The sequence below is a fragment of the Rhodopseudomonas telluris genome (assembly GCF_042432815.1).
In the GTDB taxonomy this organism is placed as follows: domain Bacteria; phylum Pseudomonadota; class Alphaproteobacteria; order Rhizobiales; family Xanthobacteraceae; genus Rhodopseudomonas; species Rhodopseudomonas telluris.
In genome coordinates, this window is record NZ_JBHLWM010000008.1 from 41,590 (window position 1) to 66,194 (window position 24,605).

Below are 24,605 nucleotides of genomic sequence, written 5' to 3' on the forward strand. Positions count from 1 at the left end.
TTCGGGATCGACCAGGACGACGACATCGGAGTTCTTTGGATTGGATCGTGGCTCAGCAGTCAGACGAAGGTCGCACCCGAGCGCTTGCTCCACTGCGTGAGCGCGTCGCTGAGCGTGGTCTCGAACTCATAGCCTTCCGACATCAGCGCGTTGGGAATGATGTTGGTCGATTTGATCAGCTTGGCGATCCGTTCCCGATTGATCGAGGTCTTGATGCCGACCGCGCCGAGCAGTTCGAAGGCGAGGCCGCCCGCTTTCATCAGCGACCATGGCACCAGCAGTTGCGGCTCATTGAAGCCGGCGACTTTGGCGAATGCGGCGCAGATCTGCTCGGTCGTGGTTCGGGCCGGATAGGACATGTTGTAGGTGAATTCACGCCGGCCGAGATTGCGGGCGAACTCCATCGAACGCACCAGTTCGCCGACGTAGCAACACGACTTGATGGTGTCACGTCGCCCCGGATAGACGAAGTGGCCACGCGACAGCAGGCGCGCCAGCCGCGTGAAGTTGCCGCCTTCGCCGGGTCCGAAGATGACGGCGGGGCGTACCACGACCAGCCGGCGATCCTCGGCGCCCTCGCGCCAGGTCCGGTGAATGCCTTCTGCCTGCAGCTTGGAGCGGCCGTAAGCGGAAACCGGCGCGAGCGGCGCGGCCTCGTCCACCGCATCTTCGGTCGGTCCGTAGACCGAGATCGACGAGGTGAACAGCACGAAGCGCGTGCCGATGGCGCCGGCAAATGCACAGATGTTGATCGCGCCGTTGACGTTCGTCCAGAAGTACTCCCAGTCCTGATGACCCGGCGTGGTATGGACAGCCGCGAGATTATAGATGTCGGCGCCGTTGAGATGGCCGGGGATTGCGATCGGCTCGCGGACGTCGCCGGTGAGGTACTCGACCATGGGCACTGACTGTTTCGCCGGCGCGATGTCGTAGGACACCAGCCGATCATAACGCCCGCTTGCCGACAGATAAGTGAGCAGATGGCCGCCGATGAACCCGGCCCCGCCGAAAACGATCGCAGTTCGATATCCGAGTGCGTTGCTCATGTGGTTGTCGCTCGTGGATGGAAAGTGTTCACAGGGCGTCTGCAATCAGCCTGGCATCGGCGGCCGCGCGATGTGCGATGTACCAGTCGACGAACGCCGCCACGCCGACTGAAACCGGGGTTTGGGGGCGGCGGCCGGTCAGCGCTTCGAGCAGGCGGTGGTCGGCGAAAGTCTCGCGCACGTCACCGGGCTGCATCGGCAGCATGCGTTTCTCGGCCTTGCGGCCGACCGCAGCCTCGATCGCGTCGACGAACTGCATCAGGCCAACTGGATGACCTCCGGCGATATTGACCACGCGCCATGGAGCCACCGGCGACAAGGTGTCGACGCCACCTTCAAAGGCCACCGGCCGGCCGATCGCCGGGGGCTTGTCGGCAAGGCGGACGATCGCGTCCACGAGATCATCGACATAGGTGAAGTCGCGACGCATCTGGCCATTGCCGTACACGTCGATCGGCCTGTCGTTCAGGATGGCGTCCACGAACTTGAACAGCGCCATGTCCGGCCGGCCCCACGGGCCGTACACGGTGAAGAAGCGGAAGCAGGTGGTCGGCAGTTCGAACAGGTGCGCGTGCGAATGCGACAACACCTCCATCGCCTTTTTGGTCGCGGCGTAGGGAGTGATTGGAAACGGGGTGCGGTCGTTCTCACTGAACGGCATCACGTCGTTGCCTCCGTAAACAGAGCTGGTCGAGGCGAGCAGCAGATGCTTCGGCCGCACCGCACGGGCAACTTCGAGCACGTTGAACGAGCCGACGAAGTTGGAGTCGACATAGGCGCGGGGATTTTCGATCGAGTAGCGAACGCCGGCCTGCGCCGCGAGATGAACGATGACGTCGGGCGCTGCGCGATCGGCCGCATCGCTGAGCGCTTCGAAGTTTTCCAGCCTCGCTTCGACCGCCGTAAAGTTCACCGCTTGCCGCAAGATCGCGTGGCGATCCTGCTTCAGGCGGCGGTCGTAGTAGTCTGTCATGCCGTCGAAGCCGACGACCTGGTGGCCGTCAGCGAGCAGACGATGCGCCAGATGGAAGCCGATGAAGCCCGCGGTGCCGGTGATCAGAAAGCGCATGGTGGTGCAGTCTTTGATGCGGGAGCTGGACCATCGCCATTGACGCCGCCGAAGCGTGCGTCCGAGCGTGCGGATGGATCGACCAGCGGACGAAGTCGCCGTCGGTCGGATCGGATATGACGGATGTCAGGGCGGGCGTAGCGTCGTGGCACGCTACCGCCATCTGGGTGAAGCGATCGCTTCAACCACCTTGTCGTCGCAACTCACGATTGGTCTGACGCTGTTCCGTCAGACCGCAATTTCGAGCAAGTCCTGTGCCACAGTAAGGCGGACTGATCCGTTCAACATGGCAAGCAGCATCTCGATGCGGCCGTTAGGCCCTACGCTCAGCAACGTTCCGATATGTCCAGCGAACGGGCCGGAGCGAATCCCGACAGAGTCGCCGGGCATTAATCTCGGGGTGGGACAACTGATCACGTCGCCATCGGCGCTCCGCTGGAGGTCTTCGACGAAGCCTGTCGGCACCGGGCAGGGTTGATCCCGGGTTGCGACCAGATGAGCCATGCCCATCGTGCCGTTCACCGAGCGCCAGCGATCCCGGGACGGATCGAGCCGCACGAAGATGTAGCGCGGGAACATCGGCGACTTGATCGTCTCCACCTTGCGCGCGTGCGACCGCTTGGCGAGCAATTGGGGCAGGAAGGTTTCAAAGCCCTGGCGTTCAAGGTGAGTCCTGGCGAGCTGCTCCTTGCGGGGCAGGGTGTGGCCGACATACCAACGCCTGGAGTGGACCGGGCCGAGATCCGCTGATGAGATTGCTGTGAGCACGTCCGCCTCGATGAATCCACTCGTCACGTCGTGTCTGACGGCTCGATTGCGACGGAGCAGCGGCAATGCCGAAGTCCGGAGCTTTGTTCCGGAAGCTGCGGCGATTAAATCTGATCGTCGACCAGATTGAATTTGCGCGCTCCGGCGACCCCAAGCCCTCGATTTAATTAAATCCTAGCGTGTGATTAACTCGGCGAAATCTTTCGTGCAACTTAAAATCAGAGGTGCCGAAAGAAGCTGCTAAACAAGAGCGGATAAAAGAAAAGTGCCGCCGATTTCGCTGCGCCATATTTAATTCATGGGCAGGCCGGGGCAGTTTCATCGCGCATCCGGCCGTGGCTCGGCAGGCCCCCGGTCGTTCGAGGCCGAGCGGGACGTCACGCGGGCGCCCTCGCCAACCGGCTGGTCAACGCCAAGGTCTGGTTTCCAGCCGAACGCCGGGCACGCTGATGCGCGCACCTTTGTCTTCGAGGCGGCGTGCCAACGCTTCCTTGGGCGGCAATCCGACTGTGGCGAGGCTCGCCAGCAGGCCATCGCGCTGGTCCCAACCAACGCCGAGCAGATTGATGGCCGCGTCGTCGATCATGCCGCTGCCGACCATTTCGGAAAATTCGGAGATCGCGAGGTCCTGCGTCCGGCGATCCAGGATCGGATATGCGGCCAGCGCGAGCCGGTTTCGTGTCACGGAGACCCAGCCTTCGTGCGGTCCCGTGACATAGGATTGCGCCAGCAGCCGTGTATCGGATGGATTGAACTCCGCGCGCGCGGTTCTGACCAAATAGGCGCTTGTCCAAAGAGAGGAATCGCTCGGGTTGAGGCGCAGCGCCGCGCGAATCCCGCTCTCTGCAAGGGTGAAGGCCGCTTCGACTTGCTCGGAGCTGTCGCGGGCTTGCGAATCCTGGGCAAGCCTCAGCGTGATCATCGCGCTGGCGCGCGCCGCCACCGGGTTCGTCCACGTCATCTCCGGCCGAGCGGCCGCCAGCTCGGCATCGACCTCTTTCAGGACCGCCGGCTTGAACGGGGTATTCGAGGCGATCAACTCGGCGACGTCGCGTGCGGGCGTGACCAGAACGGCCCAGGGCAACATCTCGGCGGCCCAGATTGCCGAACAAACCCCGAGCACTCCCAGGGCGGTCTGCAGGACGACCTGGTGCAGCCGGACGGCTCGCGATGAGGCGTTATTCGGCATATCCGTAGCGGGCATAGTATTTCTGATAATATTTGTGCCCCTGATACGATTCATACCGGGCGAGCATGCGGGTATCGGCTTTGTTCAGCACCACGCCCAGGATCTTGTCGGCGATCCCCGGCGCGGACCGAAGCGTGTGCTGAATAACGTCCGGCTTGGTTTTACCCCACTCGACTACGAAGACGTAAGAATCCACATAATTCGAGGTGACGCGCGCATCGACGACCGGCGCCAGCGGCGGCAGATCGAGCACGATGTAGTCGTATTTGTCGCGGAGCGCGCTGATCAGGGCCTGCATCGCCTTGGACGACAGGATCTCGTTGGTGTGCAGCAGCTGCGACGTCGATCCGGCGGGAAGGATCGCCAGCTGGGTCGACGGATCGATCCGGACGACGTCCTCCAGGCTGGATCGCTGCGCAACGACATCGACGAGGCCGGCGGTCGCATCCGGCGCAAGCGAGGCGGAGAGGGACGGGTTGCGCAGGTCGGCATCGACCAGAATGACCTTCGCGCCACCATGGGCCATCAGTTGGGCGAGATTGCTGGACACCGTGCTCTTGCCCTCGCTCGGCATCGTCGATGTCGTCGCCAGCACGCGATTCTCCCGCACGAACGAGTTCAGGTCGATCGCAACCTTGATGGACCGCAGTGCCTCGGAGAAGCGTGACAGCGGATTATCGACCACATAGCGCAGGAATTCTTTGCCGGATCGGCTGCCCGACTTGGCCTTGGCTTTCCACGGAAGTACCGACTTGGAAGACTCGTTTCCGAGCAGCGGCAGAATCGCCAGGCAGTTGGTCCCGAGCTGATCTTCCACCTGACCGCTGGTGCGGAACACCCGGTCGGAAAACTCGCGGGCGATCGCAGCGGCGAGGCCGAGGATCAGACCGCCCAGAATCGCCAGGGCGAGAATGACCATCGTGTTGGGATAGCTCTTGCCGAGCGGCGTGGAGGCGGAGCTGATCACGCGGGCTTCCGTGATCGGGAAGGATTGTTGCTGCACCGACTCCATGTAGCGTTGCAGGAAGTTGTCGTACATCGCCTGGTAGGACTGCGCGCTGCTGTCCAGGTCGCGCAGCTGGATCTGCGCCTGATTGCTCGACTGCGATTCCGAAACGGCGTTGGCGAGGCTCGCCTTGATGCTCTCCTCGCGGGTGACGGCGATGTCGTAGTCACTCTTGTAGGATTCGCGGATGCGCTTGAGCTCGTCGACGATGTTCTTGCGGATCTCGGCCATCTGGGTCCGCAGGTTCAACACCGCGAGATGGTCGGCGCCGTATTTCGCGGTCCAGATCGATTCCTTCGAGGCCATGTCGACATACTGGCCGCGGAGCTTGACGATGGTGTCGTTCTTCAACGCGTCGGCAACGGACGCATCCGGCACGCCCTGCTTCAGGATCTCGGTCATCCGCTCGAGACGCGCACTGGCCTCCGCCGTCGACGCGTGGGCGAGCACCAGCTGGCTGTTGACCTCCGCGATCTGCTGGTCGGTCATCAACCCCTTGCCGGTGTCGACGATGTTGTTGGCCGTCTTGAAATCCACCACCGCGCGGCGTGCTGCCGAGGCCTGAATCCGCAGTTCCTTGATCCGGTCCTGCAGCCAGACGCTGGCGCGGCGGGTCGCTTCGTATTTGGCTTCGAGCTGGTCGACGATGTAGGCGTCCGCGATGGCATTGGCGATCCGCGCGGCCTTGGCCGGATCACGCGACGTAAACGAGATGCCCATCACGTAGGTCAGGCCGATGCGCTTGATTTCGCGAGACCGCTCGAAGCGCTGCAGAGCCCGTCGATTGAGTTCAAGTTCGGATGCGGATTTGCTGCCCGACGACAAGCCGACCAGGCTCAGAAGCCTGCCGACGATTCCCGACCCGACGAACTCCGGGTCCTCGGTCAGGTGGAAATTGCGGATCACCGCCTGGCTGACGTTCTCCGATTTCAGCATCTCGATCTGGGTCAGGACGGTGGCCGGATCGACCGCAACGTCGCCGAGCATCTGCTGCTGAAACAGCTGGACCTTGCGGGTGTCGATGACCATCGACGCGGTCGAGGTGTAGCGCGGTGCGGCCGTGAACAGAAACAGCAGCGCGAGAATCACGATCGACGATGTGATCGCCAGAATGGTCGGAAATTGCCGCCGGACGATCTCCAGATAGGAGCCGAGCGAGCGCGTTTCGCCGCTTTCGAGCTCGATCGGCGCTCGGTTGATCTCTTGCGTCGACTTGTTTTGCTGCAGCATGTGAGGCTTTCTGAATCGTCCCGCAAAGTCCGATCGTCCGGGTGCGCATCCACTGAACAGCGGACACGGAACGGTTCGGTGGAATTAATTAACTACCAAGAACCAAAAATAAATGCGAGGCGGATAAATTAAATTTTAATAAAATAGGCAGGGTTCAGATGGGTATGGTTAAAAACAAAAAGGCGGCGCTTGCGCGCCGCCGATCGTTCCCGATGCCGAGGATCTTGTGTCGACGGTCGGGTGTGTTTCCCCGGATCAGCGTGTCCGGCTGACCGCACCGCTCGACGTCCCGCCGACGGAGCCGGATGTGGACGACGTACCCGTGTTCGAATAATGCAGGCCGCCGAATGTCGTCGCGCCGCTGTTCGAGCCGCCGACGGCGATGCCGGTGTTGCCAGTCGAGCCGCCGGTCCCGGAGCCGCCACCACCGCCGCCGCCCGTTCCGCCGATACCCAGAGCGACGTCACCGGTGGCTGCCTGATAGGCAGCGGAGATGTCGGAATTGTTCGTTGCGTTGACCGCTTGCTGGATTTCGCTCGCGTAATTGGGGTCCGAGCGCAAGGCGAGGCGCGAAACCTGAGCGAGGCCGGCGAGGATCGCGGAGCGCTGCTCCCGGGTAACGTCCGGATTGGTGAGAAGTTCGACCAGCGCCGCCAGGGTCGTCGGGTCGGTGCCGGCGAGGTCACGGACATAGGAGATCATCTTCGCCCCCGCCTGCGGATAACGTTGCAGCAGGAGGGGCGGGGTATTTTTAAATTCAGTGACCTGTTGTGCGGGAAGTTGCTGGTTTGGTTGCAGCACCGCCGCATTCGCGGCCAGACTCAGGGTTGTCGTAAGCGCAGTCACTGCAGCTAGGCGAAGCGCAGTCTTCAAGGTGCCCATGCAGGCCTCCCGAGAGTTGCCGTTCAGATGGAGCATTTATTCTTCAACATTAAAACATTGCCGGATGGGCGTCCATATAATTATATGTCCAATATTTTCTGGGCGGCCGGCGTCGGCGAATTCAAACCAATTACCAATTAATCGGCTCCAATGGACGCGGCATTCTCAGCGTCTTGGTTGCCCGATGTAGGGTCGGCGCGGAGGCTGGAGGAGAACGACTGCGCCAGCCCCACGCCGAACAGCGCGAAGAAAGGAATGGAGTATCCGGGAATCTGCAGGCTGAAATCGACACTGGAATGCAACAGGGCGAGACTGGCAATTGCGGCGGCGGCGAGGGGAAGCACGGCATCGCGGCTTCGATACAGCACCCCTCGGGCGTAAACGATCAGCATCACAAGCCATCCGGTGGCCACCAACAGGGCCAGAGGCAGGCCGATTTCCGAGGCGAGTTCCAGTGGCGTCGAGTGTGCCGCATTCCAGAAGCCTTGTATGGAGATGTTGGGACTTCGGTAGGCTGGAAAACTCGACGTGAAGGTGCCCATGCCGGTGCCGAACCAAGGATTGTCCCCAATGATCCGGAGCGTCGATTTCCAGGCTTCGAGGCGGCCCGCATCGACAAGGTCTCGTGTCTCGAAGCGGCTGTTGACGCGTCCACCGAGGAACTGCAGGACGCCGATAGCAATCAGGGTGCCGGTGCCCAGCGAGAGCCAGATCCCGGATCGCGCGGGCAGGTCGCGCCGGATGAAGATCGAGAACGCCACCACCATCGTGAGCAGCGACAGCGCAACGCCGGCGCGCGATCCGGTCATGAACATGGCGACGAGGCAAACTGCAAAAGCCGCGAGATCGATTGCGATCTCGCGGGGCGGGATCAGACGGAGGTCCGCGCGCAGATGCCGCCAGACAAGCCGTCGTCCAGGCAAACGGCGGCGGATCTTGACGAGGATGAGCAACATCCACAGCACCGTGCAGGATCCGAAATAGCAAGCGGCGGTGTTGCGGTTCACGAAGGTGCTGGTGACGCTGCCGACGTAAGCGACCTTCTCACGCCACAGGATCATCTGCGGTTCGATAAGCTGCTGGAGCAGGCCGTACAGCGCATAACACGCACCGGACCAGGCGAGGACCTTCACCAGCAGCCAGGCGAAACGTCGGTTTCCTCCGACGGCCAGCCCGATGCTCAGGGAGAGGATGTTGGCGAGCGGGGCGCCGAGCGCGAAGAACGCAGCGTGGCGCACGATCGACGCCGAGGGGGGCAGCTGGGTTCCAAGAACGGCGGACGCTTGTTTCCAGATCGGATGATAAGGGGCGAGCCAGGGCGTATCGGAAAGCTGCTCGTGCAGCACGAAGACGTATCCGATCACGATCATGCCAATGCCGCTCAGCAGCCAGAGCTGAGCTGCACTCGCCTCGCGCAACGTGACCATCAGCAAGCAAAGCGACAGGCAAATGCACCAGAAGGCGACCTGAATGTCGTCGGCCGAGCCGAATGGAAACGGCGCGGTGGCCACGACGAGCAAAAGGATCGCCCCGGGGATTCCATTGCCGGCAAAGACCGATTGGAAGAGACGCCGGGTGGTCCGCAGCGCTGCGACGATCGGTGCGGCTCGATCAGCGAAGCGACTGCTCCGGCTGCGGTGCGAGCCTCGCCGCGTCGACCCTGCAGGCGAATGCGTAAAGCCTGAGATCGGCATTCAATCGGGTATCCTTGGTTTGTGCGCGCAGGGCATAATACGGTCCAACGTCGTCAATGCCTTCCGGCAATTTAATCCCCGGGACCAATTCGTCCGGCCGCAGGGGCATTCCTATGTGGCGAACCACCGAAGTGAAATCCTCGGCGGTCCGGGTGTTGGCCGGCGGAGGCGGTTCGCGTGGAATTAAATCGCCGTGTGGCGATGGCCATGAGGCGGCGGTCTGGTTCGGCGGCGCCGTACCGGATGCCTCGTGTGTTGGCTGTGGAAGTGCCGGAGGCGCCCCGGCGGCGCCACCGGAGGGGGCGGGCCATCGGCCGGACACCCTCACCACCGTCAGCTTCGGCTGCCCGCGTCGTTGGTGGCAGACGGCTTCCTCCCACACCTTGTGCCAGATCGGATGCGCGGGCGGCTGGCGAAGCGGGAGGTCTTTCGAGATGACGCCGAAATATTGAATCTCCCGCGAATTCGAGGAGATCCGGATCTGCAGATTGACGACGCTCTCGGCATCGGCGAAACCGGTTTGTCGGGCGCGGCGTATCAGAGGCGAATCCGGCCCGATGCTGACGCTTGCATCCACGCGATAACGAACGCCGACGGTCGCCTCGTCGTCCTGGGCTGTCGCGCTGCGAGGGCCGCCGACCAGCCAAAGCAGCACCGCCGGAACGGTGACAATCCGCCGTACGCTAAACTTTGCGGCCGATCTGTCACCGTTCCGCACGGGCACCGGGCGTGGCATCACCGCAACCGGCGCAGCGGCCGCGGCAAGCCTGTCGCGTGGCAACTCGAGCCCTCCACGTTTCCTCGATCTCCTCGTTGCTCTCGACAGCAGCAACCCGGTTTCTCCTCGGGATTTAATCGGGCCTTGTCGGCCCGCGCCGTTGCGGAGCGTCAGGCTCGCGCTACGGCGCGAGCTTGATGTTGTTGCGGAAGATCAGCGAGCCGTTGGCGAGGTCGAGGGCATCGCCGCTCGTCGCCATGACGGTGCGCATGAACTCCAGGACCTTGGTCGCTTCGACCGACTTGGCGTTCGACACGTAGATGATGTCCTGGTTCTTCATCATCACCTTGGTGGCGAGGAAGAAGCCACCCGGGTCCTTGAAGCTGATGCTGAAGATGACCGGGATCGTGTCGGATCGATAGCGGCCCACGTCGATGCCGAGCTGAGCGGCGACCTCACGCGGCTCGCGCCGATAGAGGAAAACCGCACCAGGGTCGGCCTGGCTGTCGAGCAGGCCGCCCGCCTTACCCACGGCTTCGCCGAGATTGATCCGCCATGCGTCGAAGTTGAATTCGCCGCTCTGGCCGCTCGCGCCGAACGCCATGAACTTCTGCTGTTCGCGATAGACGTAGATCCGGTCGCCGGGCCGCACGTAGATGTTGTTCTGCGGCGACATCACCAGGTTTTCGAACGGCACCGTGGCGCGCTTGCCTTCCCGTTCCAGCATCACCCAGGTCTCGAAGCCCTGTCCCTTGATGCCGCCCGCGCGGGTGATGGCATCGAGAACGCGATCGCCGGCGCCTGCGGCGCTCGCCGGGTATCGCGCGGGGGTGTTGACTTCGCCGAGCACGCTGATCAACGACGTGCGCTGCGTGCTCATTGCGACGACCGCCTGTGGTTCGATCGCCCGGTTGCGAATCCGCTCCACGATCGAATTCTGGATGGCCAGCGCGGTGCGGCCGGCGGCCGGGATCTGTCCGGCGTAGGGCACCGTGATGAAGCCGTCATTGTCGATGGCCTGGTCCGGAATGGTGACGTAGTTGCCGGGGCGCACGCCGGCTTCAGCCGGGATGAACAAGCCGCCCGCGGCGGCTTCGAAGACGGTCACGCTGACGATGTCGCCGACGCCGAACACGATCTGAGACGGCGGCCGGCGGTCGGTGAACGCGCCCGCGAGGCCCTTTGGCTCGTGGGTGTGCAGGATTCCGACCACCTCGGGCGTGAGCTTCACCAACTCGTAGTTGGGGCCGCTTTCCGTCCGCTGTGATTTAATTTCGTCGGACTGAGGTCCTGATGCCGGCGTTATCGTTCCGCACCCGGCCAACGCGAGTGCGGATCCGAGCAGAAGAAGATGCGACCATTTGGATAGAATTGACGAACTCGTCATGAATAGCCCCTACATCCCCTCGATAGGCGATTACTACGAAGGCCACGAGCGGCTTTCAACTTGATCCTCAGAATTAAATGATATAATTCGACATTTAATAATCTTATGTTGCAGATGCGCAACTTGCGTGGGGCGTTTAATATGGTCGACGGTCGGCGGGGCAGCCGGGGGCTCCTCGGCGTTGTGCTGGCGGTTGTCGGAGTGCTGTCGGGGGGCGCTGCTCCAGGCGAGGGGGCATGGGCGGCATCTCCAGATCCGATCGCTGCGGTCTCGCGCGCTCTTCCGTTGCCGAAATCGATGTCTGGCCCGAGCTGGAAGCTGCTACCTGGCCCGGCTGACCAGCAGGGGCGTTCGGCCGTATCGATCACCAGGATCGCCGACACTCAGAACTCTGATCCGGAGATGGTGGGGCTGATGATCCGGTGCAGTCCGCCGGGTTTGGTCGAGGTGGCGGTGGTGGTGGTGCCGCCGTTCGCCCCGAAGAGCCGTCCGTCCGTCGCCATCGATTCGTCCGGCGACGCGCGCAGGTTCGAAGGCAGAGTGGCTCCGGGTGGCACTGCGGTTATATTGCCTGACGCAGCCGCGGGGTTGGCTGCCGGGCCATGGCAAAATCTCGACCGCGTGACCGTGAAAATCGACGACAATGGCCGTCGGATCGGTGGCCAGATCGAGCTCGACGGGTTGCCTCCCGCTTATGCCGAGATGAAGGCTAAGTGCGTGGAGTGACTGCCGTTTGCCGCAACTTTGGGCACCTGCTAGGCTTCAGACAGATGTCTGGAGTGGCGCGCAAAAATGCTCGATCTTGTCCTGTTGGGGTTGCTTCCCGGGCTTGTGCTCGGACTCCGATTTCGGGTCGCTGTGCTGCTGCCGGTGTCTCTCATCGGCGGTCTCAATATTCTCGCGATCGGGCTGCTGTTGGGTGAAAGCCTGCAGACGGCGCTTTGGACCGCGATCGTCCCCTGCGTCGCGTTGGCAGTTGGGTACGTGGTCGGTTCGTTGATCGGCATGCTGCCGGTCGTGGAGCGGCGTTTGCGGGCGAAGCGCCCGGTCTTGTCCGATGCGACTCCCATGGCCGCGCCCCCGGGCTTCGTGAGGAGCGTTGTCGGAAGATTGTCCTCGAAGAAATAGCCGTGCCCCGGACTTTGATCGCGACAGGCTTGCAATTTAATCCTGTCTGCCGCAGCTGTTGTATTTAATCGATCGTCCTGCGCCGCCTTGCTGCTCTCATCGCGTTTGGAGGCGCGCGGTGAAGGGCTGGTGTAGATGGTCATTGTGGATATCGGGCCGACGACGTCGGTGTTCGGCCTGCGCGGCAACGATGCCGGTTGCTCTGCTTCGCTCACGGCATTTGCTGGGTGATGCTTATCCCGCGGGCGAGGGCGAGCTGGCCCTATTGCGCGGTGGCCGCAGTCGGCCTCGCGCTGGGCGCGACTTCATTTTTTACAGCCAAAGGGCGCTTCAATCCGGCGATGGCGGGGCAGGCCACGATCGGCTTCGGCCTGCGCAAAGCGACAACGGCATGCCTCAGGTCAGCGATTGCCCTCCCGGCCTTCGAGCCAGGCGATGATCCCGAGAGCAGCTTCAGCGGATCTGGCCCGCTCCTGAAAATGTCCCCGCGATTGGCTGTCGCCGCTTTCCTCCGCTTCGCGCTTCCAGCGTTCGGAGCAGGCGAACAGCCGATCTTCAAGAGAGGTCTGCTGTCGAGTTCTGTTACGTTGCTTCTTCACGAAAAACCTTTCCCGTAAGTTCTCGGAGGCTAACTGCCCGCGCTCGGGGGGGCATTCACTTATGCTAATGCTGCAGCGGGGCGGTGGGCCGAGATGGGAAGGTCGCGGACGTGTGACCGGGGGGACGATGGTCGACAGTTCCCGGCGTCGTTCGCCAGCTGTCAATCCGCGCCTGGGTTTGCATTTCGTCCACTGCCGCCCCGACGTCAGGGAAGCGCGAATTCGATGGTGCAGCGGAGACCGTCGGGGTCGAATTCCAGGCGTGTCGTCGCGCATAGTTCGGAGATGAGCGTCCGTGTCAGGACCTCGGTGCCGAAGCCTTGGTGGCTCGGCGGCGCAAGCGCCGTCGCGTCGTGTTCCTTCCAGACGAAGATCAGTCGAGATCCCGCGCCGCCGGAAGCCACGCGCCACGCGATATCAAGTCGGCCGGTATCGCTCCCGAGCGCGCCGTGCTCGATGGCGTTCACCGTCATTTCGTGGACCGCCAGCGCAAAGATCTGCCCCATCCGCGGCTGCAGTGCCAATTCGGGGCCAAAGAGCTTGACCCGATCCCCTTCCAGCGGCCGATAGTGCATCAATTCTTCGGTGAGCAGCTTCTGAATTTCGACCGCGTCCTGTTCGTCGACCATCGATTGCACACGGACGATCGCATCGAGGCGATCTTCCAGCAGGCCCATATAGGAATCGACGTCTCTGCGGCTCGCGGCGGACTTACGGATGATCGTCCGCAGCAGCGCAACCGTCCGGCGCAGACGATAGCGAAATTCTCCTGAAAGATTCCGCTGATCCAGTAAGCGGCGTAGCCTAGCGTTGTCCGCCTGCAACGACGCGATCGGGACGGTTGACGGGGTATTGACCATCACGGCCTCCTCTCGTTGCGCTTCTGCGTCGCGGCATTCAAGAATTCGCGCCTTCCGGATGGAGGTAGCCGTCGTCAAAGAACGACAATTCACGGAGCCCGTCGAGATCGTGGATGGTCAACCGACGCCCGCGTAAAGACATGAGACCTGTTCGTCTCAACTCTTGCAGTGAGCGATTGACGTGCACCATCGAGAGGCCGAGCAGGTCGCCGAGATCGGCTTGCGTCACCGGCATTTCGTAGCTGAGGTCGCGGACCAGGCCGACCATCTCGAGCCGCAGATGCAACTCGCAGAACAAATGGCCGAGCCGCTCTGTCGCGGTTCGGCGGCCCAGGCTGACGAGATGTTCACGATCGATGGCGGTGGCGACCAGAAGATCCCACCAGAAAGCCTCTTCGACCCGAGGGCTGGCCAGTACGGCCGCCTTTATCGGGGCAACCCGCACGGGCGACATCATCACCGGCGTCAGCGTTGCGACCGAATGATCCATGAAGCGCGGCAGCATTCCAAAGGGCTCGCACAGGTCACCAGGAACGAACAATCCGATGATTTGCCGTTGCCCGTTCTCGAGTGTCGAGTAGCGGCACGCCCATCCGTCGACGATCAGCGGCAGCGAAAACGGCTCTGAGCCTTCCTGGGAGACGTCCTCTCGCGCCGCGATCGCACGGGCAGGTGCCAGCAGGCCATTGAGAAGGGCTTCGTCCTCCTGAGTGAGCCGGGCGCCGTGCCGCATTTTCCGCAAGAAAGGATGATCCATCGCTATCGCTTTGTCCTGAATTCGGCGCCGGCTGGCGTATCAAATGCGTTCCGCGAACTTCGAAGCGGCACGGCAGCCGACAATGCCCATATTGGAGCATGCCGGGGGCAGTGCATGGCGTTCAGCTAAAGCGCGACCCCCTAACATGATGCGGGGCTTTTCATCCGGTCTGCTCCACGGCCTTTCCTGGCAGCGCCTCGACCTCGTTTTTCGGCGTTGCGACGGATGACATTGCAACGCCGAAACGCGCCGTTGCGATGTCAAACTTCATGACGGGCTATGGGTTCCTGTTCGCTTCAACGAGGCCTGATGGCGTGCGCGGCGTGAACCCCCGCAGCGCGCGCGACCCGGTTTTGCCATAGGTTACAGACGCAATCGCGGCGAAATGCTAAGCTTGCAGCTGCGGGGCGGCTGGGGTCAGACTGAGAGAACAACTAATAACGCGGCTGGAGGAAACGGAGATGATGGACGATTTCGACGCTCGAACTCTCGCCAATATGAGTGCCGCACTGGATCGCGTCTGCGGAACCCTTGCCGACGGCGAAGATCACGCTGTCCGTGCGCGGGTCGCCGCCAGGATTGCGGAACGCGCAAGAGAGGGGGACTGCTCCCTCCAAGACCTCGAAGCCGCGGGACACGCTGCGGCAGTCACTTCACACCGGCACCTGACCTCAAGTTGAGGCCGATTGCCGATTTGACCCACGGCCACATTAATGAAGCGCCGAATCGACAGCGGCGAACCGCTGCAGATCCGGCGAAACGAGGCTGTTCGGAAGTTGGCCGGAGAGTCGTGAGCGGGCGACCTGAGTAATCCGAACGTCCTTGACGCTTCCGCTTAGTAAGTGTTGGCGCCGTAAGCGGGCGATCGGGCTGACAGGAGACGGGACAGGGAAACGATCTGATAGAGCGCCGACACGGCCACGAGAATGTAGACGATGCGTGCCGCAGCGGACGAAGTCGCCATTTCCGCTGCACCATTGCCGAGGATCGCGGTAACCAAGTCGAAGTCGAACAGTCCGACCAGCCCCCAGTTGATCCCTCCGACGATGACGAGAAGGAGAGTGATGATATTGACGATGCGCATGAAGTCCTCCGATGCGTGGATGTCGACCAACCGCCGCATCTGATCGCAGTTCCTATTCGGGAAATTGTGCATGGCACCGGCACTGCGGCATCTCTGCGGTGCCGGGCCTTCGCTGCCCTGCGTTCCGAGCGCGTCTCTCAACGGCATCCGCAGCGAAGCCTGAGTGCCGATGCCGATGGATCGCGGTGCTTCCACGAGCTAATCGGGCTGAGATCGATTGGCGCTCTGGTTGCGCCGCGGAATCCAGCCGGTGATCCTGCGTTTTCGCTCGGGTGAAAGCACCAACCGACCGCTACGGACGCAGTCAGCGTTCAAGCGGCGCTGTTGTTGATGGTTCAGCCAGCCGATCGCGGCTTTCGAGTTCGGCCATCGCCAGCAGATACTCCAGATGTGCGAGATTCAGTTCGCGGGCGAGTTCGAGGGCTTCGCGCAGGTGGTGGACTAAATCGACCGATTTGGCGGGGTCAGGAGTCATGCTGTATTCCTCGCGTAGAAGGAGCGGCAGCCAGGGCGGCCGATCCGGATCCATTGAGGGGCGACCGAAAGTCTTATTTTCGAGCCGGACCGCCGAGCTTCTGAGCCATCTCCAGATGATGCTTGAGGGCGGGCAGCGTCTTGGCCGCCCAATCCTTCAGCTCCGGAATGTCGCCGCTCTGCGCGTAGCGTTCGAAGATGGCAATCGCCTCCTGGTGCGCTGCGACTTGCTGCGCCGAGTAGAGCGACTGAAAATCTTCGCCGCGCGCATCGTTGAGTTGCTCGTAGGTCGTTTGGTGGGCCGTATCGAGCTGGCTGGGCAAATCAATCTTGAGCCCGCGGGTCACGATGACCTGCCGCAGTTCCGACGACGTCTTGCCGTGATCCTCGATCATTTGATTGGCAAACGCCTTCTGGGCGTCGTTGCCGCGGGCGAGCGCGAGCCGGGCGGAGGCGATTTCGAACAGGTCGGAGATCGCCACTTGCGTAACAAACTGCAACGTCGCGGCGCTGATCGCTGGCGCCGTCGCGGAAGTCGACTGCGCCGCCGCATTATGGAGCAGCGGAGGAGACGTCAGCAGGAGACAGCATACGAGTCCAGTCGTTGCGGCTTTCATTAGAAGTTCCTTTGCTCGGTAGGCCGTGTCGGCGAAGCTGTCACCGGTTGAAATGGACCTGGCGGGCGTATCGCCGCTCTGCGTTTCGCCGCTCTTCGTTTGTGCTCACAACATCAACCCGGGTGCCCAGTTCCAAAGTTACTTATGTTGCGATGAAATGCCCTGTCGTCCCGGGGAGCGGCCTGTCCAAAAGAGGTTGAGATCGGGCTGTAAGACACCCAAGCGAAGATCGCCGGCGTTTCTCTCACGTCGTTCTCACGGAATAGGAACAACCAACAGCCAGCATGTTTGTCAGGCTCAACAGACATGCGGAGATGGCGATGAAGGCGTTGACCTGGCACGGCAAGAGCGACATCCGGTGCGAGAGCGTACCGGATCCCAAGATCGAGCACGGCCGCGACGCCATCATCAAAGTCACCGCGTGTGCGATCTGCGGCTCCGATCTGCACCTGTTCGATGGCGTCATGCCCGAGATGCGCAGCGGCGACGTGCTTGGCCACGAAACGATGGGCGAGGTGGTCGAAGTCGGCGCCGATAACAAGAAGCTCAAGGTGGGCGACCGCGTTGTCGTGCCCTTCACGATTTCCTGCGGCGAGTGTTTCTTCTGCCAGCGCGGGTTCTTCAGCGGCTGCGAACGCACGAACCGTGACTTCAAGAAGGCGCAGGAGATGTGGGGCCATTCGCCCGCCGGGCTATTTGGCTATTCGCATCTTCTCGGCGGCTATGCGGGTGGCCAGGCCGAGTACATGCGTGTGCCCTACGCAGACGTCGGGCCGATCAAGGTTCCGGATGGGCTGTCCGACGAGCAGGTGTTGTTTCTGTCCGACATCTTTCCGACGGGTTTCATGGCGGCGGATTTTTGCGATCTCAAAGGTGGCGAGACCGTCGCGATCTGGGGCTGCGGCCCGGTCGGCCAATTCGCGATCAAGAGTGCCTTTATTCTGGGTGCGGAGCGGGTCATCGCAATCGATACGGTGCCGGAGCGGCTCGAAATGGCGCGAGCTTCCGGAGCCATCACCATCGATTTCAAGGATGAGGATGTTTACGAGCGTATCCAGGACTTGACCAGCGGTCGCGGCGCCGATGCCTGCATCGATGCTGTCGGCACTGAGCCTGATACGGCGTCTGGCTTCGACGCGGTGATCGATCGGATGAAGGTCGCGACTTTCATGGGCACGGATCGGCCGCATGTGCTCCGCCAGGCGATTCACTGCTGCCGGAATTTCGGCACGGTATCCATCGTCGGCGTATATGGCGGTCTGCTCGACAAGATCCCGATGGGCTCGGCGGTCAACCGTGGCCTGACGTTCCGGATGGCGCAAACGCCGGTGCAGCGCTATCTGCCGCAATTGCTGGGGCGGATCGAAAAGGGCGAGATCGCCCCGACCTTCGTGATCACCCATCGCGCGACGCTGGAAGAGGGCCCCGAACTCTACAAGACGTTTCGCGACAAGAAGGACGGCTGCATCAAGGTGGTTATGAAGCCCTGAGACGCGTCAAGCCCGCAGCGTTCGGCCATCGCGATCGACGAGGTGAACCTCAACGTCGTTCTTGTTTGCGATGAGGTTGCGGATCGCGGGCAGCGGCATCAGGCTAAATGCCGTGGAGAGGGCGTCTGCTTCGGTCGCTGTGGGAGCGATGACGCTTACGCTGCGATAGAGCGCTGGCGTGCGGCCCGTGTGCGGATCGAACAGATGCGTGAACCGGCCATCGGGATCGAAGCGGAAACCGGAAGCGGCGCTGGTGGCCACGGCGCGGTCGACCAGCGTAATGGTCTCACTCAACTTTCCAGGCTGGTCCGCATCGCCCAGGCCGACGCGCCACGGCGTGCCGTCCAGTCGCGCTCCGAGCGCGCGAATTTCGCCCATGTCCACCAGCGTGGTTGACACACCGGCGTGGCGCAGAAGCGCGACGATGCGGTCGGTTGCATAACCTTGAGCGATGCCGTTCAGCGTAATTGCCGCGCCGCGGTGGGCCAGCACGATGCGGTCGGCGCCCACGCGCAGATGAGCATGGCCGACCTTGCCCAGCGTCTCGGAAAGACGCTGCAACGATGGCCCGGCTGGATCAGCGCGCTCCGAGGCGAAGTGATCCTGATACAAACGCCAGATCGGCTGCACGGTGGGATCGAACGCGCCGCCGGTGAGATCGGCGTAGCCCAGCGAGGTCTGCAGCAAGGTCACGAGATCTGGATCCGGCGCGATCAGGACGCCACTGCGGTTCAGTTCACAGATCGCGGACGACGGCTGGTACAGACTGAACAACGCTTCCAGCCGCTGGACTTCGGCAATCGACACTGTGATCAGCCGTTCGGCTTCGATCCGATCGGGATGATACATCTCGATCGAGACCTGGGCGCCGAGAGCAGAGCCACGCCAGCGGACGGGCTCCGCGACAGGAGTGGCGTGCAGGCGTCCGGCGAGGAGCGATCCGGCAGTGGCCGCCGAGATGGTGATCATGCGGCGGCGCGTGAGGCCTTGGCTGCGCATCATGAGCCCTCAGTTGGTCCGTACGCCGGAATGGTCGTGGTCGTTGGCGGCCTCCGGGGGCTCTCCACCCAGTACGTAGTCAGAGGGGATCTCGTCGAATTGAACGATCCTTCCGCCTTGATCGGCGACGAATTGATCCGCTGCCGCCCGGTCGCCGAACGGCACCGCCTCGGCCGCCCCCATGCCGCCGTGCTTGCGGCTGCCGATCACGAAGAACGCTTGACGCGCATTGATCCAGTTGGTCTCGCCCGGTGCGTCCCAGCTCGGCGCGCGCCCCATGTCGGAGACGTAGATCGCACGGATATCGCGCGGCTGCTCCGGCATCCGCGTGAACGCCACGGTGTCGCGCACCGACGAGAACCAGAACGGATCGAGCCGGCTCGCGGTGATGATCTGGCCTTTGGGGCCGGGATGCTCCATCAGATTCATGCCGCAGAACACGCCCATCGCGTCGGCGTTGAGCGTCACCGGCGGCGGCAGTTCGGTCGTCGCGGAGTCCGGCTTGCAGCCGGCGAGCATGAGGACGGCGGCACAGGCCGCCAGCAGGCGCAGCATCATAGTTCCCTCCGCGAAAATGACAGCATCGCCAGACTGAGCGGCACGACGATCCACGCTCCGAGGCCGAGCAGCAGGGCTGTGAGGCCGGGGTGCGTCGTGCCGGCGAGACCGGCCATGCCGGAGAACTGGCTGACGTTGAACCCGGTGAGGTTGGTCAGCCGATAGAGATCGGTCGGATTGAAGAACAGCAGCGCGTTCAGTGTCGTGCCGGAGATGGTGCGGCCCTGGTCGACGACCAAGAAGCCGAGCAGTGCCATGTCGAACACCAGCACCATGATCAGCCAGACCCCGATCGACAGGCCTGCCGCAGTGCCGCGGTCGCGGACCAGGCTGGAGATCAGATAGCCGATCGCCACGAACACCGCGCCGAGCATGATCGAGGTGCCGAGCATCGCGCCGAAGGCGAGCCAGCTCGCGGTCAGCGTCGCGGCGCCGGTCAGGCTGAGCGCGACGCCAGCAGCGCCGTAGCCAATCAGCGTGGCGAAGGCGAGGATCAGGAGGTGGCCGACAAACTTGCCGAGGATCACCTGGCCGCGGCCGACGGGGTAGCTCAGCAGCAGGATCATCGTGCCGCGCTCCATCTCTCCGACCACGGCGTCGTGCGAGATCAGCAGCGCGATCAGCGGCAGCAGGAAGATCGACAGGCTCGACAGGCTGACGACCACGACATCGAGCGCGCCGGCGCCGACATTGCCGGTCGGCGCGCTGCCGAGGAAGGTCAGCGACAGCGCCAGCGCGGCGAGCAGCAGCGTGGTCGCCAGCACCCAGCGATTGCGCAGGCCTTCCTGGATTTCCTTGGCGGCGACGATGGCAATGCTTCTCATGCCGCGGCCTCCTGCGACTGCAGGAAGTGGGCATAAAGATCGTCCAGCGTCGGCGCCGCGATCTCGATGTTGCGCACCCGCGGATCGGCGGCGGCCTCGCGGAGCAGCGTCATCTTCTCCGCATCGTCGCGGGCGAACACGACGCTGCCGCGGGCGGTGGCTTGCGGCGCGGCGCCGAGCCAAGCCGGGAGCGCGTCGGTGTTCGGTGCCAGATCAATCGTGACTCGGATCGGCAGGCGAGAGATGTGACGCAGTTCGTCCATGGTGCCCTGCGCGACCAGCAGGCCGCGGTTCATGATCAGCACGTGCTCGGCGCGATCTTCGAGCTCGGTCAGCGCGTGCGACGAAATCAGCACGGTGGCGCCGTCGGCGCGAAGTTCGTCGCAGATGTCGTAGAAGGTCTGGCGCAGCGCCGGGTCAAGACCGGTGGTCGGCTCGTCGAGCAGCAGCACGCGGGGGCGGCCGAGCAGCGCCTGCGCCAGCCCGAGCCGCTGCCGCATGCCTTTCGAGTAGGTCCCGACCTTGCGATCGGCCGCATGCGCAAGCCCGACACGGTCGAGCAGCGGCCATGCCGACGACGGCGCGATGCGCTTCAGCCGGGCGTAAAACGCCAGCGTCTCGCGGCCCGTCAGGCCGCTGTTGAAGGCGACGTTCTCCGGCAGATAGCCGAGCTGCCGCCGGCCCGCAAACTCACCGGCCGCGGGATCCTCCCCGAGCACGCGGATGGCGCCGCTGGTGGCGCGGATCAGGCCGAGCATCAGCTTGATCAGCGTGGTCTTGCCGGCGCCGTTGTGGCCGACCAATGCGCTGAGCCGGCCCGGCTGCAGGTCGAACGAGACGCCGCGCAGCGCGCGCACCGCGCGATAGGTCTTTTCGACATCGGTAACGGAGATCGTGGCGGTCATTGCACACTCGCGGAATGGGGGCGCGGCGGCGGCGCGATCAGCGGACGACTGTCGATCACGCCGCCGGGGTACAGCGCCGGAAACTGGTTCTGCGCCCAGCGCAGCACCTGAACGGCGGGGCTGTTGATCAGCACTTTGGCGGACGGAGCAGTCCACAACACGCGATCGACCAGGTCGTTCGGCCGATAAGCGGTGTCGGCGATGCCGTCGCCATCGAGATCGAAAGCCGGGTTGTCGCTCCAGTAATTGCCGCGGCCGCTTTTCGACCAGTCGAGATTGCGGGTGCCGACATATTTGACCTGGTTGCGGTTGGCGATGAAGGCGTTGCCGGTGATCTCGTTGCCCTCCGAGCCGGCGGTGAAATGCACGCCAATGCCGCAATGCTCGAACCAGTTGTCGCGGAAGAAGCCCTTGTTGCTGTTGTAGATGAAGACGCACTTATCCGGACCGGTGGCGGCGCGAGCTGCAGGGGCCTCCGTCTTCGGCAGCATGGACTTTTCGTCGTCGGCGCCGTCGAAATCGGCGCTGATATCCGCCAGCTTGCCGCCGGCCACCAGATTGCCTTCGATCGTCGCATAGTTCGCATAGTTGAACAGCAGACCGAAATCGCGGTCGCGGTCGGAGACGTTGCCGCGGATGATCAAGCGCTTGGAATACATGATGGCGTAGCCGCCATGATTGCCGGACGAATAATTTCCGCTGATCTCGCTGTCGTCAGTGTACATGTAGTGCACGGCGAAGCGCACTTTCTCAAAGCGATTGTTGATGAAGCGATCCTTGGTGCTGGCGATCGAGAAAATGCCGTCACGGCCGTAGCGGATGGTGTTGCCGTCGACCACCACGTCGGGCGCGTTCCACACCCGTACGCCATTGCCGGCTTCATTGAGCCGAATGCCGCGCAATCCCTCGATGGTGTTGCCGGCGACGCGCGAGCCGCGAGCGCCGTAAACGTTGACGCCGTACAGATTGCCCTCGATCGTATTGCTTTCGATCAAGCTGCGTTCGGCCGTCTGAGTGAGGAAGATACCGGAATCCATCGCTTGCGGATCGCGGCCGGAGCCACGCACGAGGAGACCGCGCACCGTCGCGTCGGGTGCCGCGACGGTGATGACGCTGCCTTCGCCGTGGCCCAGCACGATGGCGCCGGACTGACCGATCAGCGCGAGCTTCCGCTCGATCCTGATCGGACCGCTGTAGCTGCCCGGCGCGAGCACGACGATGTCGCCGTCGCTCGCGCCGTTCAGCACCGATTGCAAATCCGATGACGGCGCGACGTCGATCTGCGCGGCGATGGCCGTGCCGCAGCCGGCGGCCCCAAGCAGGGCCGCCACTGCCCATTGCGCGACGTTTGCCGTCATCGCCATTGTCAGACGCTCTTCGGCTCGACCAGCATGCGGCCCTTCATCTCCATATGCATGGCGTGACAGAACCACGAGCAGTAGTACCAATAGACGCCGGCCTTATCGGCGGAGAACGACACCGAGGCGGTGGCCTGCGGCGCCACTTCCATCTGGATGCCGTAGTTCACGATCGAGAAGCCGTGGGTGAGGTCCTCGATCGAGTCGATGTTGGTGACGTAGACGGTGACGTGATCGCCCTGTTTCACCTGAAACTCGCTCAGGCTGAAGTTCGGCGCGCTCGAGGTGATGTAGACGCGGACCTTGTCGCCATCGCGGATCACCTTGGAATCGGATTCGAGATCGATTCCGTCGGCCTTGGCTTGTTTCACCGCGTCGGCGAACATCGGATCCGCACGATTCCAGATCGATACCGGGTTGATCTTCGAGCGATGCACGATGGTGGCGTCGTGCGGCTCCGCGAAGCTCGGACCATCGTGGACCAGCTTCATCTTGTCGCCTGAGATGTCGATCAGCTGATCGTTTTCAGGCTTCAGCGGGCCGACGTTCAGGAACCGGTCCTTGGAGAACTTGTTCAGCGAGATCAGCCATTTGCCGTCGGCTTCTTTGGTCTGGCCCATCGAGGTGTGGTTATGGCCGGGCTGATAATGGACGTCGAGCTTGTCAAGGATCGGGTTGACCTTCTCGCCCTTGTAGGCGCGCCTCGCCAGATCGATGTTCCACTTGCAGACCTGGCTGTCGATGAACAGCGTCGTGTAAGCGTTGCCTTTGCCGTCATAGGCGGTGTGCAGCGGGCCGAGGCCGAGTTCCGGTTCGGCGACGACCACGTCGCGGGGCTTGATCTTGTCGTCGAACAACTGATCGAACAGCCGCACGTCCATCACCGTCACGGTCGGCGACAGCTTGCCATTGGCGACGATGTGGATGCCGTCGGGCGCCGTGTTGATGCCGTGCGGGCTGTTGGCGATCGGCACGTAGCGGGTGTAGGGCGAGCCCTTGCGGCCGTCGATCACCGGCACACCGTTCGTCTCCTTGAAGTCGCCTTTCTTGACCGCCTCTTCGATGCGTTTCAGGTTGAAGATCACCAGCCAGTCCTGATCGTTGGCGGTCATCTCGGCGGCGGTGACGCCTTCTTCCGAATTATAGCAGGTCGCGAATGCGTATTTGCCCTGATAGTCGGCATCGACGTTGTCGAGATTGCCGTCGACCATCACCTGCCACGCCACCTTCATGGTGTCGCCGTCTACCGCGGTGAAGATCGCGTGATAATCCTTGGTGTTGGTCAGGTTCTTGCCATCGTTGATCAGCGGCACACGGTCTTCGCCATTGCAGAACACATAGCCGGTGCGCGGATATTTCTGGACGCGCAGGCCGTGAACGGTGTGCTGGTTCGGCAGCTGGATGATCTTGTCGCATTTCATCACGTCGAGCCGAACGCGGGCGACGCGGGTGTTGGCCTTGTCGTTCATGAAGACGTAGCGGCCGTCGTAGGTGCCGTCGGTGAACGACAGATGCGGATGGTGCAGGTCACCATTCATGTATGTGCCACCGCGGTTTTTCAGGAACTCGCGGGTTTCAGGCAGCAGGCCCTCTGTCAGCACCTTGAGGCTCTCGTTGGTCTGGCCCCAGCCGGTGGCGCTGCAACGGTTGAACACCGGCACGCGCATCAGCTCGCGCATCGAGGGCAGGCCGACGATGCGCAATTCGCCGGTCTGGCCGCTCGAGAAGAACACGTAGTACTCGTCGAGCTCGCCAGGCGCGACTTCGACCTTCTGGATCGCCGGGCGCGCCGGTACGGAAGGCGCAGCCTTGGTTTGAGCTTCCGCCGCGGCGATCAGGTGCAGGCCGTCGCCGCCGAGCGAAACGCCGCCGGCGAGGCCGACACCGGCCGCCGCCGCTGTGGTGCCGAGCAATGCTCGCCGGCTGACGCCTTTGTCCTTGGTGGTGTCGGTCATCGTCGTCT

Annotated in this window: 24 protein-coding genes; 3 read left to right on the forward strand and 21 right to left on the reverse strand. The window is 62.9% G+C overall.

Annotation, left to right across the window (positions count from 1 at the left end):
* Positions 1 to 59: 59 nt before the first annotated feature.
* From ACFFJ6_RS17910 to ACFFJ6_RS17950, 9 genes are all read right to left on the reverse strand, one after another.
* Positions 60 to 1,046 carry an NAD-dependent epimerase/dehydratase family protein gene (locus tag ACFFJ6_RS17910; RefSeq protein WP_378390287.1) on the reverse strand — a complete coding sequence of 329 codons (987 nt, stop codon included), beginning with the start codon at positions 1,044 to 1,046 and terminating at the stop codon, positions 60 to 62.
* Positions 1,047 to 1,074: 28 nt separating this feature from the next.
* Positions 1,075 to 2,115 carry an NAD-dependent epimerase/dehydratase family protein gene (locus ACFFJ6_RS17915; RefSeq protein ID WP_378390289.1) on the reverse strand — a complete coding sequence of 347 codons (1,041 nt, stop codon included), beginning with the start codon at positions 2,113 to 2,115 and terminating at the stop codon, positions 1,075 to 1,077.
* Between the two features lie 228 nt (positions 2,116 to 2,343).
* The gene (locus tag ACFFJ6_RS17920; protein ID WP_378390291.1) at positions 2,344 to 2,910 is read right to left on the reverse strand and encodes a transcription termination/antitermination NusG family protein; all 567 of its coding nucleotides are present in this window, start codon (positions 2,908 to 2,910) and stop codon (positions 2,344 to 2,346) included.
* A 379-nt stretch (positions 2,911 to 3,289) separates the two neighbouring features.
* On the reverse strand, positions 3,290 to 4,072 hold the full coding sequence (locus ACFFJ6_RS17925; protein ID WP_378390293.1) for a hypothetical protein: 783 nt from the start codon (positions 4,070 to 4,072) through the stop codon (positions 3,290 to 3,292).
* Positions 4,062 to 6,308 (reverse strand): polysaccharide biosynthesis tyrosine autokinase, encoded by a 2,247-nt coding sequence (locus ACFFJ6_RS17930; protein ID WP_378390295.1) that lies wholly within the window; start codon positions 6,306 to 6,308, stop codon positions 4,062 to 4,064. Before ACFFJ6_RS17930 ends, ACFFJ6_RS17925 begins: the two co-directional genes overlap by 11 nt.
* A gap of 255 nt (positions 6,309 to 6,563) precedes the next feature.
* Positions 6,564 to 7,190, reverse strand: a complete 627-nt coding sequence (locus ACFFJ6_RS17935) for a hypothetical protein (RefSeq protein WP_378390297.1) — start codon at positions 7,188 to 7,190, stop codon at positions 6,564 to 6,566.
* A 137-nt stretch (positions 7,191 to 7,327) separates the two neighbouring features.
* A complete protein-coding gene (locus ACFFJ6_RS17940) occupies positions 7,328 to 8,884 on the reverse strand; it encodes an O-antigen ligase family protein (RefSeq protein WP_378390299.1) in 1,557 nt (518 codons plus the stop codon).
* The gene (locus ACFFJ6_RS17945) at positions 8,802 to 9,665 is read right to left on the reverse strand and encodes a hypothetical protein (RefSeq protein WP_378390301.1); all 864 of its coding nucleotides are present in this window, start codon (positions 9,663 to 9,665) and stop codon (positions 8,802 to 8,804) included. The genes ACFFJ6_RS17940 and ACFFJ6_RS17945 overlap by 83 nt, the downstream gene beginning before the upstream one ends.
* Positions 9,666 to 9,783: 118 nt before the next feature.
* The gene (locus tag ACFFJ6_RS17950) at positions 9,784 to 10,989 is read right to left on the reverse strand and encodes a polysaccharide biosynthesis/export family protein (RefSeq protein ID WP_378390303.1); all 1,206 of its coding nucleotides are present in this window, start codon (positions 10,987 to 10,989) and stop codon (positions 9,784 to 9,786) included.
* A 285-nt stretch (positions 10,990 to 11,274) separates the two neighbouring features.
* Between ACFFJ6_RS17950 and ACFFJ6_RS17955 the strand changes: the two genes are divergently transcribed.
* Positions 11,275 to 11,715, forward strand: coding sequence for a hypothetical protein (locus ACFFJ6_RS17955; protein ID WP_378390305.1), 441 nt, complete (start codon positions 11,275 to 11,277; stop codon positions 11,713 to 11,715).
* Positions 11,716 to 11,781: 66 nt separating this feature from the next.
* Positions 11,782 to 12,117, forward strand: coding sequence for a hypothetical protein (locus ACFFJ6_RS17960; RefSeq protein ID WP_378390307.1), 336 nt, complete (start codon positions 11,782 to 11,784; stop codon positions 12,115 to 12,117).
* Positions 12,118 to 12,518: 401 nt separating this feature from the next.
* On the opposite strand, the gene ACFFJ6_RS17965 is transcribed toward ACFFJ6_RS17960, so the two are convergent.
* From ACFFJ6_RS17965 to ACFFJ6_RS17990, 6 genes are all read right to left on the reverse strand, one after another.
* The gene (locus tag ACFFJ6_RS17965; RefSeq protein ID WP_378390309.1) at positions 12,519 to 12,716 is read right to left on the reverse strand and encodes a hypothetical protein; all 198 of its coding nucleotides are present in this window, start codon (positions 12,714 to 12,716) and stop codon (positions 12,519 to 12,521) included.
* Between the two features lie 206 nt (positions 12,717 to 12,922).
* On the reverse strand, positions 12,923 to 13,576 hold the full coding sequence (locus tag ACFFJ6_RS17970; protein WP_378390311.1) for an HWE histidine kinase domain-containing protein: 654 nt from the start codon (positions 13,574 to 13,576) through the stop codon (positions 12,923 to 12,925).
* 37 nt (positions 13,577 to 13,613) lie between these two features.
* On the reverse strand, positions 13,614 to 14,333 hold the full coding sequence (locus ACFFJ6_RS17975; RefSeq protein WP_378390313.1) for a Crp/Fnr family transcriptional regulator: 720 nt from the start codon (positions 14,331 to 14,333) through the stop codon (positions 13,614 to 13,616).
* 835 nt (positions 14,334 to 15,168) lie between these two features.
* Positions 15,169 to 15,417, reverse strand: coding sequence for a DUF378 domain-containing protein (locus tag ACFFJ6_RS17980; RefSeq protein ID WP_378392183.1), 249 nt, complete (start codon positions 15,415 to 15,417; stop codon positions 15,169 to 15,171).
* 304 nt (positions 15,418 to 15,721) lie between these two features.
* Complete coding sequence (locus tag ACFFJ6_RS17985; RefSeq protein ID WP_378390315.1) at positions 15,722 to 15,892, reverse strand: hypothetical protein; 171 nt, start codon at positions 15,890 to 15,892, stop codon at positions 15,722 to 15,724.
* Between the two features lie 73 nt (positions 15,893 to 15,965).
* Positions 15,966 to 16,508: a DUF4142 domain-containing protein gene (locus ACFFJ6_RS17990; RefSeq protein WP_378390317.1), complete on the reverse strand. Its 543-nt coding sequence runs from the start codon at positions 16,506 to 16,508 to the stop codon at positions 15,966 to 15,968.
* Positions 16,509 to 16,828: 320 nt separating this feature from the next.
* Here ACFFJ6_RS17990 and ACFFJ6_RS17995 point away from each other — a divergent pair, with 320 nt between their 5' ends.
* Positions 16,829 to 17,998, forward strand: a complete 1,170-nt coding sequence (locus ACFFJ6_RS17995) for a zinc-dependent alcohol dehydrogenase (RefSeq protein ID WP_378390319.1) — start codon at positions 16,829 to 16,831, stop codon at positions 17,996 to 17,998.
* Between the two features lie 6 nt (positions 17,999 to 18,004).
* Here ACFFJ6_RS17995 and ACFFJ6_RS18000 read toward each other — a convergent pair whose 3' ends face one another.
* The 6 genes from ACFFJ6_RS18000 to nosZ are packed head-to-tail and all read right to left on the reverse strand — an operon-like array spanning position 18,005 to position 24,597.
* Positions 18,005 to 18,997 (reverse strand): FAD:protein FMN transferase, encoded by a 993-nt coding sequence (locus ACFFJ6_RS18000; protein WP_378392185.1) that lies wholly within the window; start codon positions 18,995 to 18,997, stop codon positions 18,005 to 18,007.
* A 9-nt stretch (positions 18,998 to 19,006) separates the two neighbouring features.
* Entirely contained in the window at positions 19,007 to 19,555 is a 549-nt protein-coding gene (locus ACFFJ6_RS18005; RefSeq protein WP_378390321.1) for a nitrous oxide reductase accessory protein NosL, read from the reverse strand.
* Positions 19,552 to 20,379 (reverse strand): DUF2705 family protein, encoded by an 828-nt coding sequence (locus tag ACFFJ6_RS18010; RefSeq protein ID WP_378390323.1) that lies wholly within the window; start codon positions 20,377 to 20,379, stop codon positions 19,552 to 19,554. The genes ACFFJ6_RS18005 and ACFFJ6_RS18010 overlap by 4 nt, the downstream gene beginning before the upstream one ends.
* Positions 20,376 to 21,284, reverse strand: a complete 909-nt coding sequence (locus ACFFJ6_RS18015) for an ABC transporter ATP-binding protein (protein WP_378390325.1) — start codon at positions 21,282 to 21,284, stop codon at positions 20,376 to 20,378. The genes ACFFJ6_RS18010 and ACFFJ6_RS18015 overlap by 4 nt, the downstream gene beginning before the upstream one ends.
* A complete protein-coding gene (locus tag ACFFJ6_RS18020; RefSeq protein ID WP_378390327.1) occupies positions 21,281 to 22,648 on the reverse strand; it encodes a nitrous oxide reductase family maturation protein NosD in 1,368 nt (455 codons plus the stop codon). The genes ACFFJ6_RS18015 and ACFFJ6_RS18020 overlap by 4 nt, the downstream gene beginning before the upstream one ends.
* Before the next feature lie 2 nt (positions 22,649 to 22,650).
* Positions 22,651 to 24,597: a TAT-dependent nitrous-oxide reductase gene (gene nosZ, locus ACFFJ6_RS18025; protein WP_378390329.1), complete on the reverse strand. Its 1,947-nt coding sequence runs from the start codon at positions 24,595 to 24,597 to the stop codon at positions 22,651 to 22,653.
* Between the last annotated feature and the right edge of the window lie 8 nt (positions 24,598 to 24,605).

Bases quoted from the DNA above. Each gene is read 5' to 3' on its own strand.
- ACFFJ6_RS17910 (WP_378390287.1), bottom strand. From the start codon at position 1,046: ATGAGCAACGCACTCGGATATCGAACTGCGATCGTTTTCGGCGGGGCC.
- ACFFJ6_RS17915 (WP_378390289.1), bottom strand. From the start codon at position 2,115: ATGCGCTTTCTGATCACCGGCACCGCGGGCTTCATCGGCTTCCATCTG.
- ACFFJ6_RS17925 (WP_378390293.1), bottom strand. From the start codon at position 4,072: ATGCCGAATAACGCCTCATCGCGAGCCGTCCGGCTGCACCAGGTCGTC.
- ACFFJ6_RS17930 (WP_378390295.1), bottom strand. From the start codon at position 6,308: ATGCTGCAGCAAAACAAGTCGACGCAAGAGATCAACCGAGCGCCGATC.
- ACFFJ6_RS17935 (WP_378390297.1), bottom strand. From the start codon at position 7,190: ATGGGCACCTTGAAGACTGCGCTTCGCCTAGCTGCAGTGACTGCGCTT.
- ACFFJ6_RS17940 (WP_378390299.1), bottom strand. From the start codon at position 8,884: ATGCCGATCTCAGGCTTTACGCATTCGCCTGCAGGGTCGACGCGGCGA.
- ACFFJ6_RS17950 (WP_378390303.1), bottom strand. From the start codon at position 10,989: ATGACGAGTTCGTCAATTCTATCCAAATGGTCGCATCTTCTTCTGCTC.
- ACFFJ6_RS17960 (WP_378390307.1), top strand. From the start codon at position 11,782: ATGCTCGATCTTGTCCTGTTGGGGTTGCTTCCCGGGCTTGTGCTCGGA.
- ACFFJ6_RS17970 (WP_378390311.1), bottom strand. From the start codon at position 13,576: ATGGTCAATACCCCGTCAACCGTCCCGATCGCGTCGTTGCAGGCGGAC.
- ACFFJ6_RS17975 (WP_378390313.1), bottom strand. From the start codon at position 14,333: ATGGATCATCCTTTCTTGCGGAAAATGCGGCACGGCGCCCGGCTCACT.
- ACFFJ6_RS17980 (WP_378392183.1), bottom strand. From the start codon at position 15,417: ATGCGCATCGTCAATATCATCACTCTCCTTCTCGTCATCGTCGGAGGG.
- ACFFJ6_RS17985 (WP_378390315.1), bottom strand. From the start codon at position 15,892: ATGACTCCTGACCCCGCCAAATCGGTCGATTTAGTCCACCACCTGCGC.
- ACFFJ6_RS17990 (WP_378390317.1), bottom strand. From the start codon at position 16,508: ATGAAAGCCGCAACGACTGGACTCGTATGCTGTCTCCTGCTGACGTCT.
- ACFFJ6_RS17995 (WP_378390319.1), top strand. From the start codon at position 16,829: ATGAAGGCGTTGACCTGGCACGGCAAGAGCGACATCCGGTGCGAGAGC.
- ACFFJ6_RS18000 (WP_378392185.1), bottom strand. From the start codon at position 18,997: ATGCGCAGCCAAGGCCTCACGCGCCGCCGCATGATCACCATCTCGGCG.
- ACFFJ6_RS18005 (WP_378390321.1), bottom strand. From the start codon at position 19,555: ATGATGCTGCGCCTGCTGGCGGCCTGTGCCGCCGTCCTCATGCTCGCC.
- ACFFJ6_RS18010 (WP_378390323.1), bottom strand. From the start codon at position 20,379: ATGAGAAGCATTGCCATCGTCGCCGCCAAGGAAATCCAGGAAGGCCTG.
- ACFFJ6_RS18015 (WP_378390325.1), bottom strand. From the start codon at position 21,284: ATGACCGCCACGATCTCCGTTACCGATGTCGAAAAGACCTATCGCGCG.
- ACFFJ6_RS18020 (WP_378390327.1), bottom strand. From the start codon at position 22,648: ATGGCGATGACGGCAAACGTCGCGCAATGGGCAGTGGCGGCCCTGCTT.
- nosZ (WP_378390329.1), bottom strand. From the start codon at position 24,597: ATGACCGACACCACCAAGGACAAAGGCGTCAGCCGGCGAGCATTGCTC.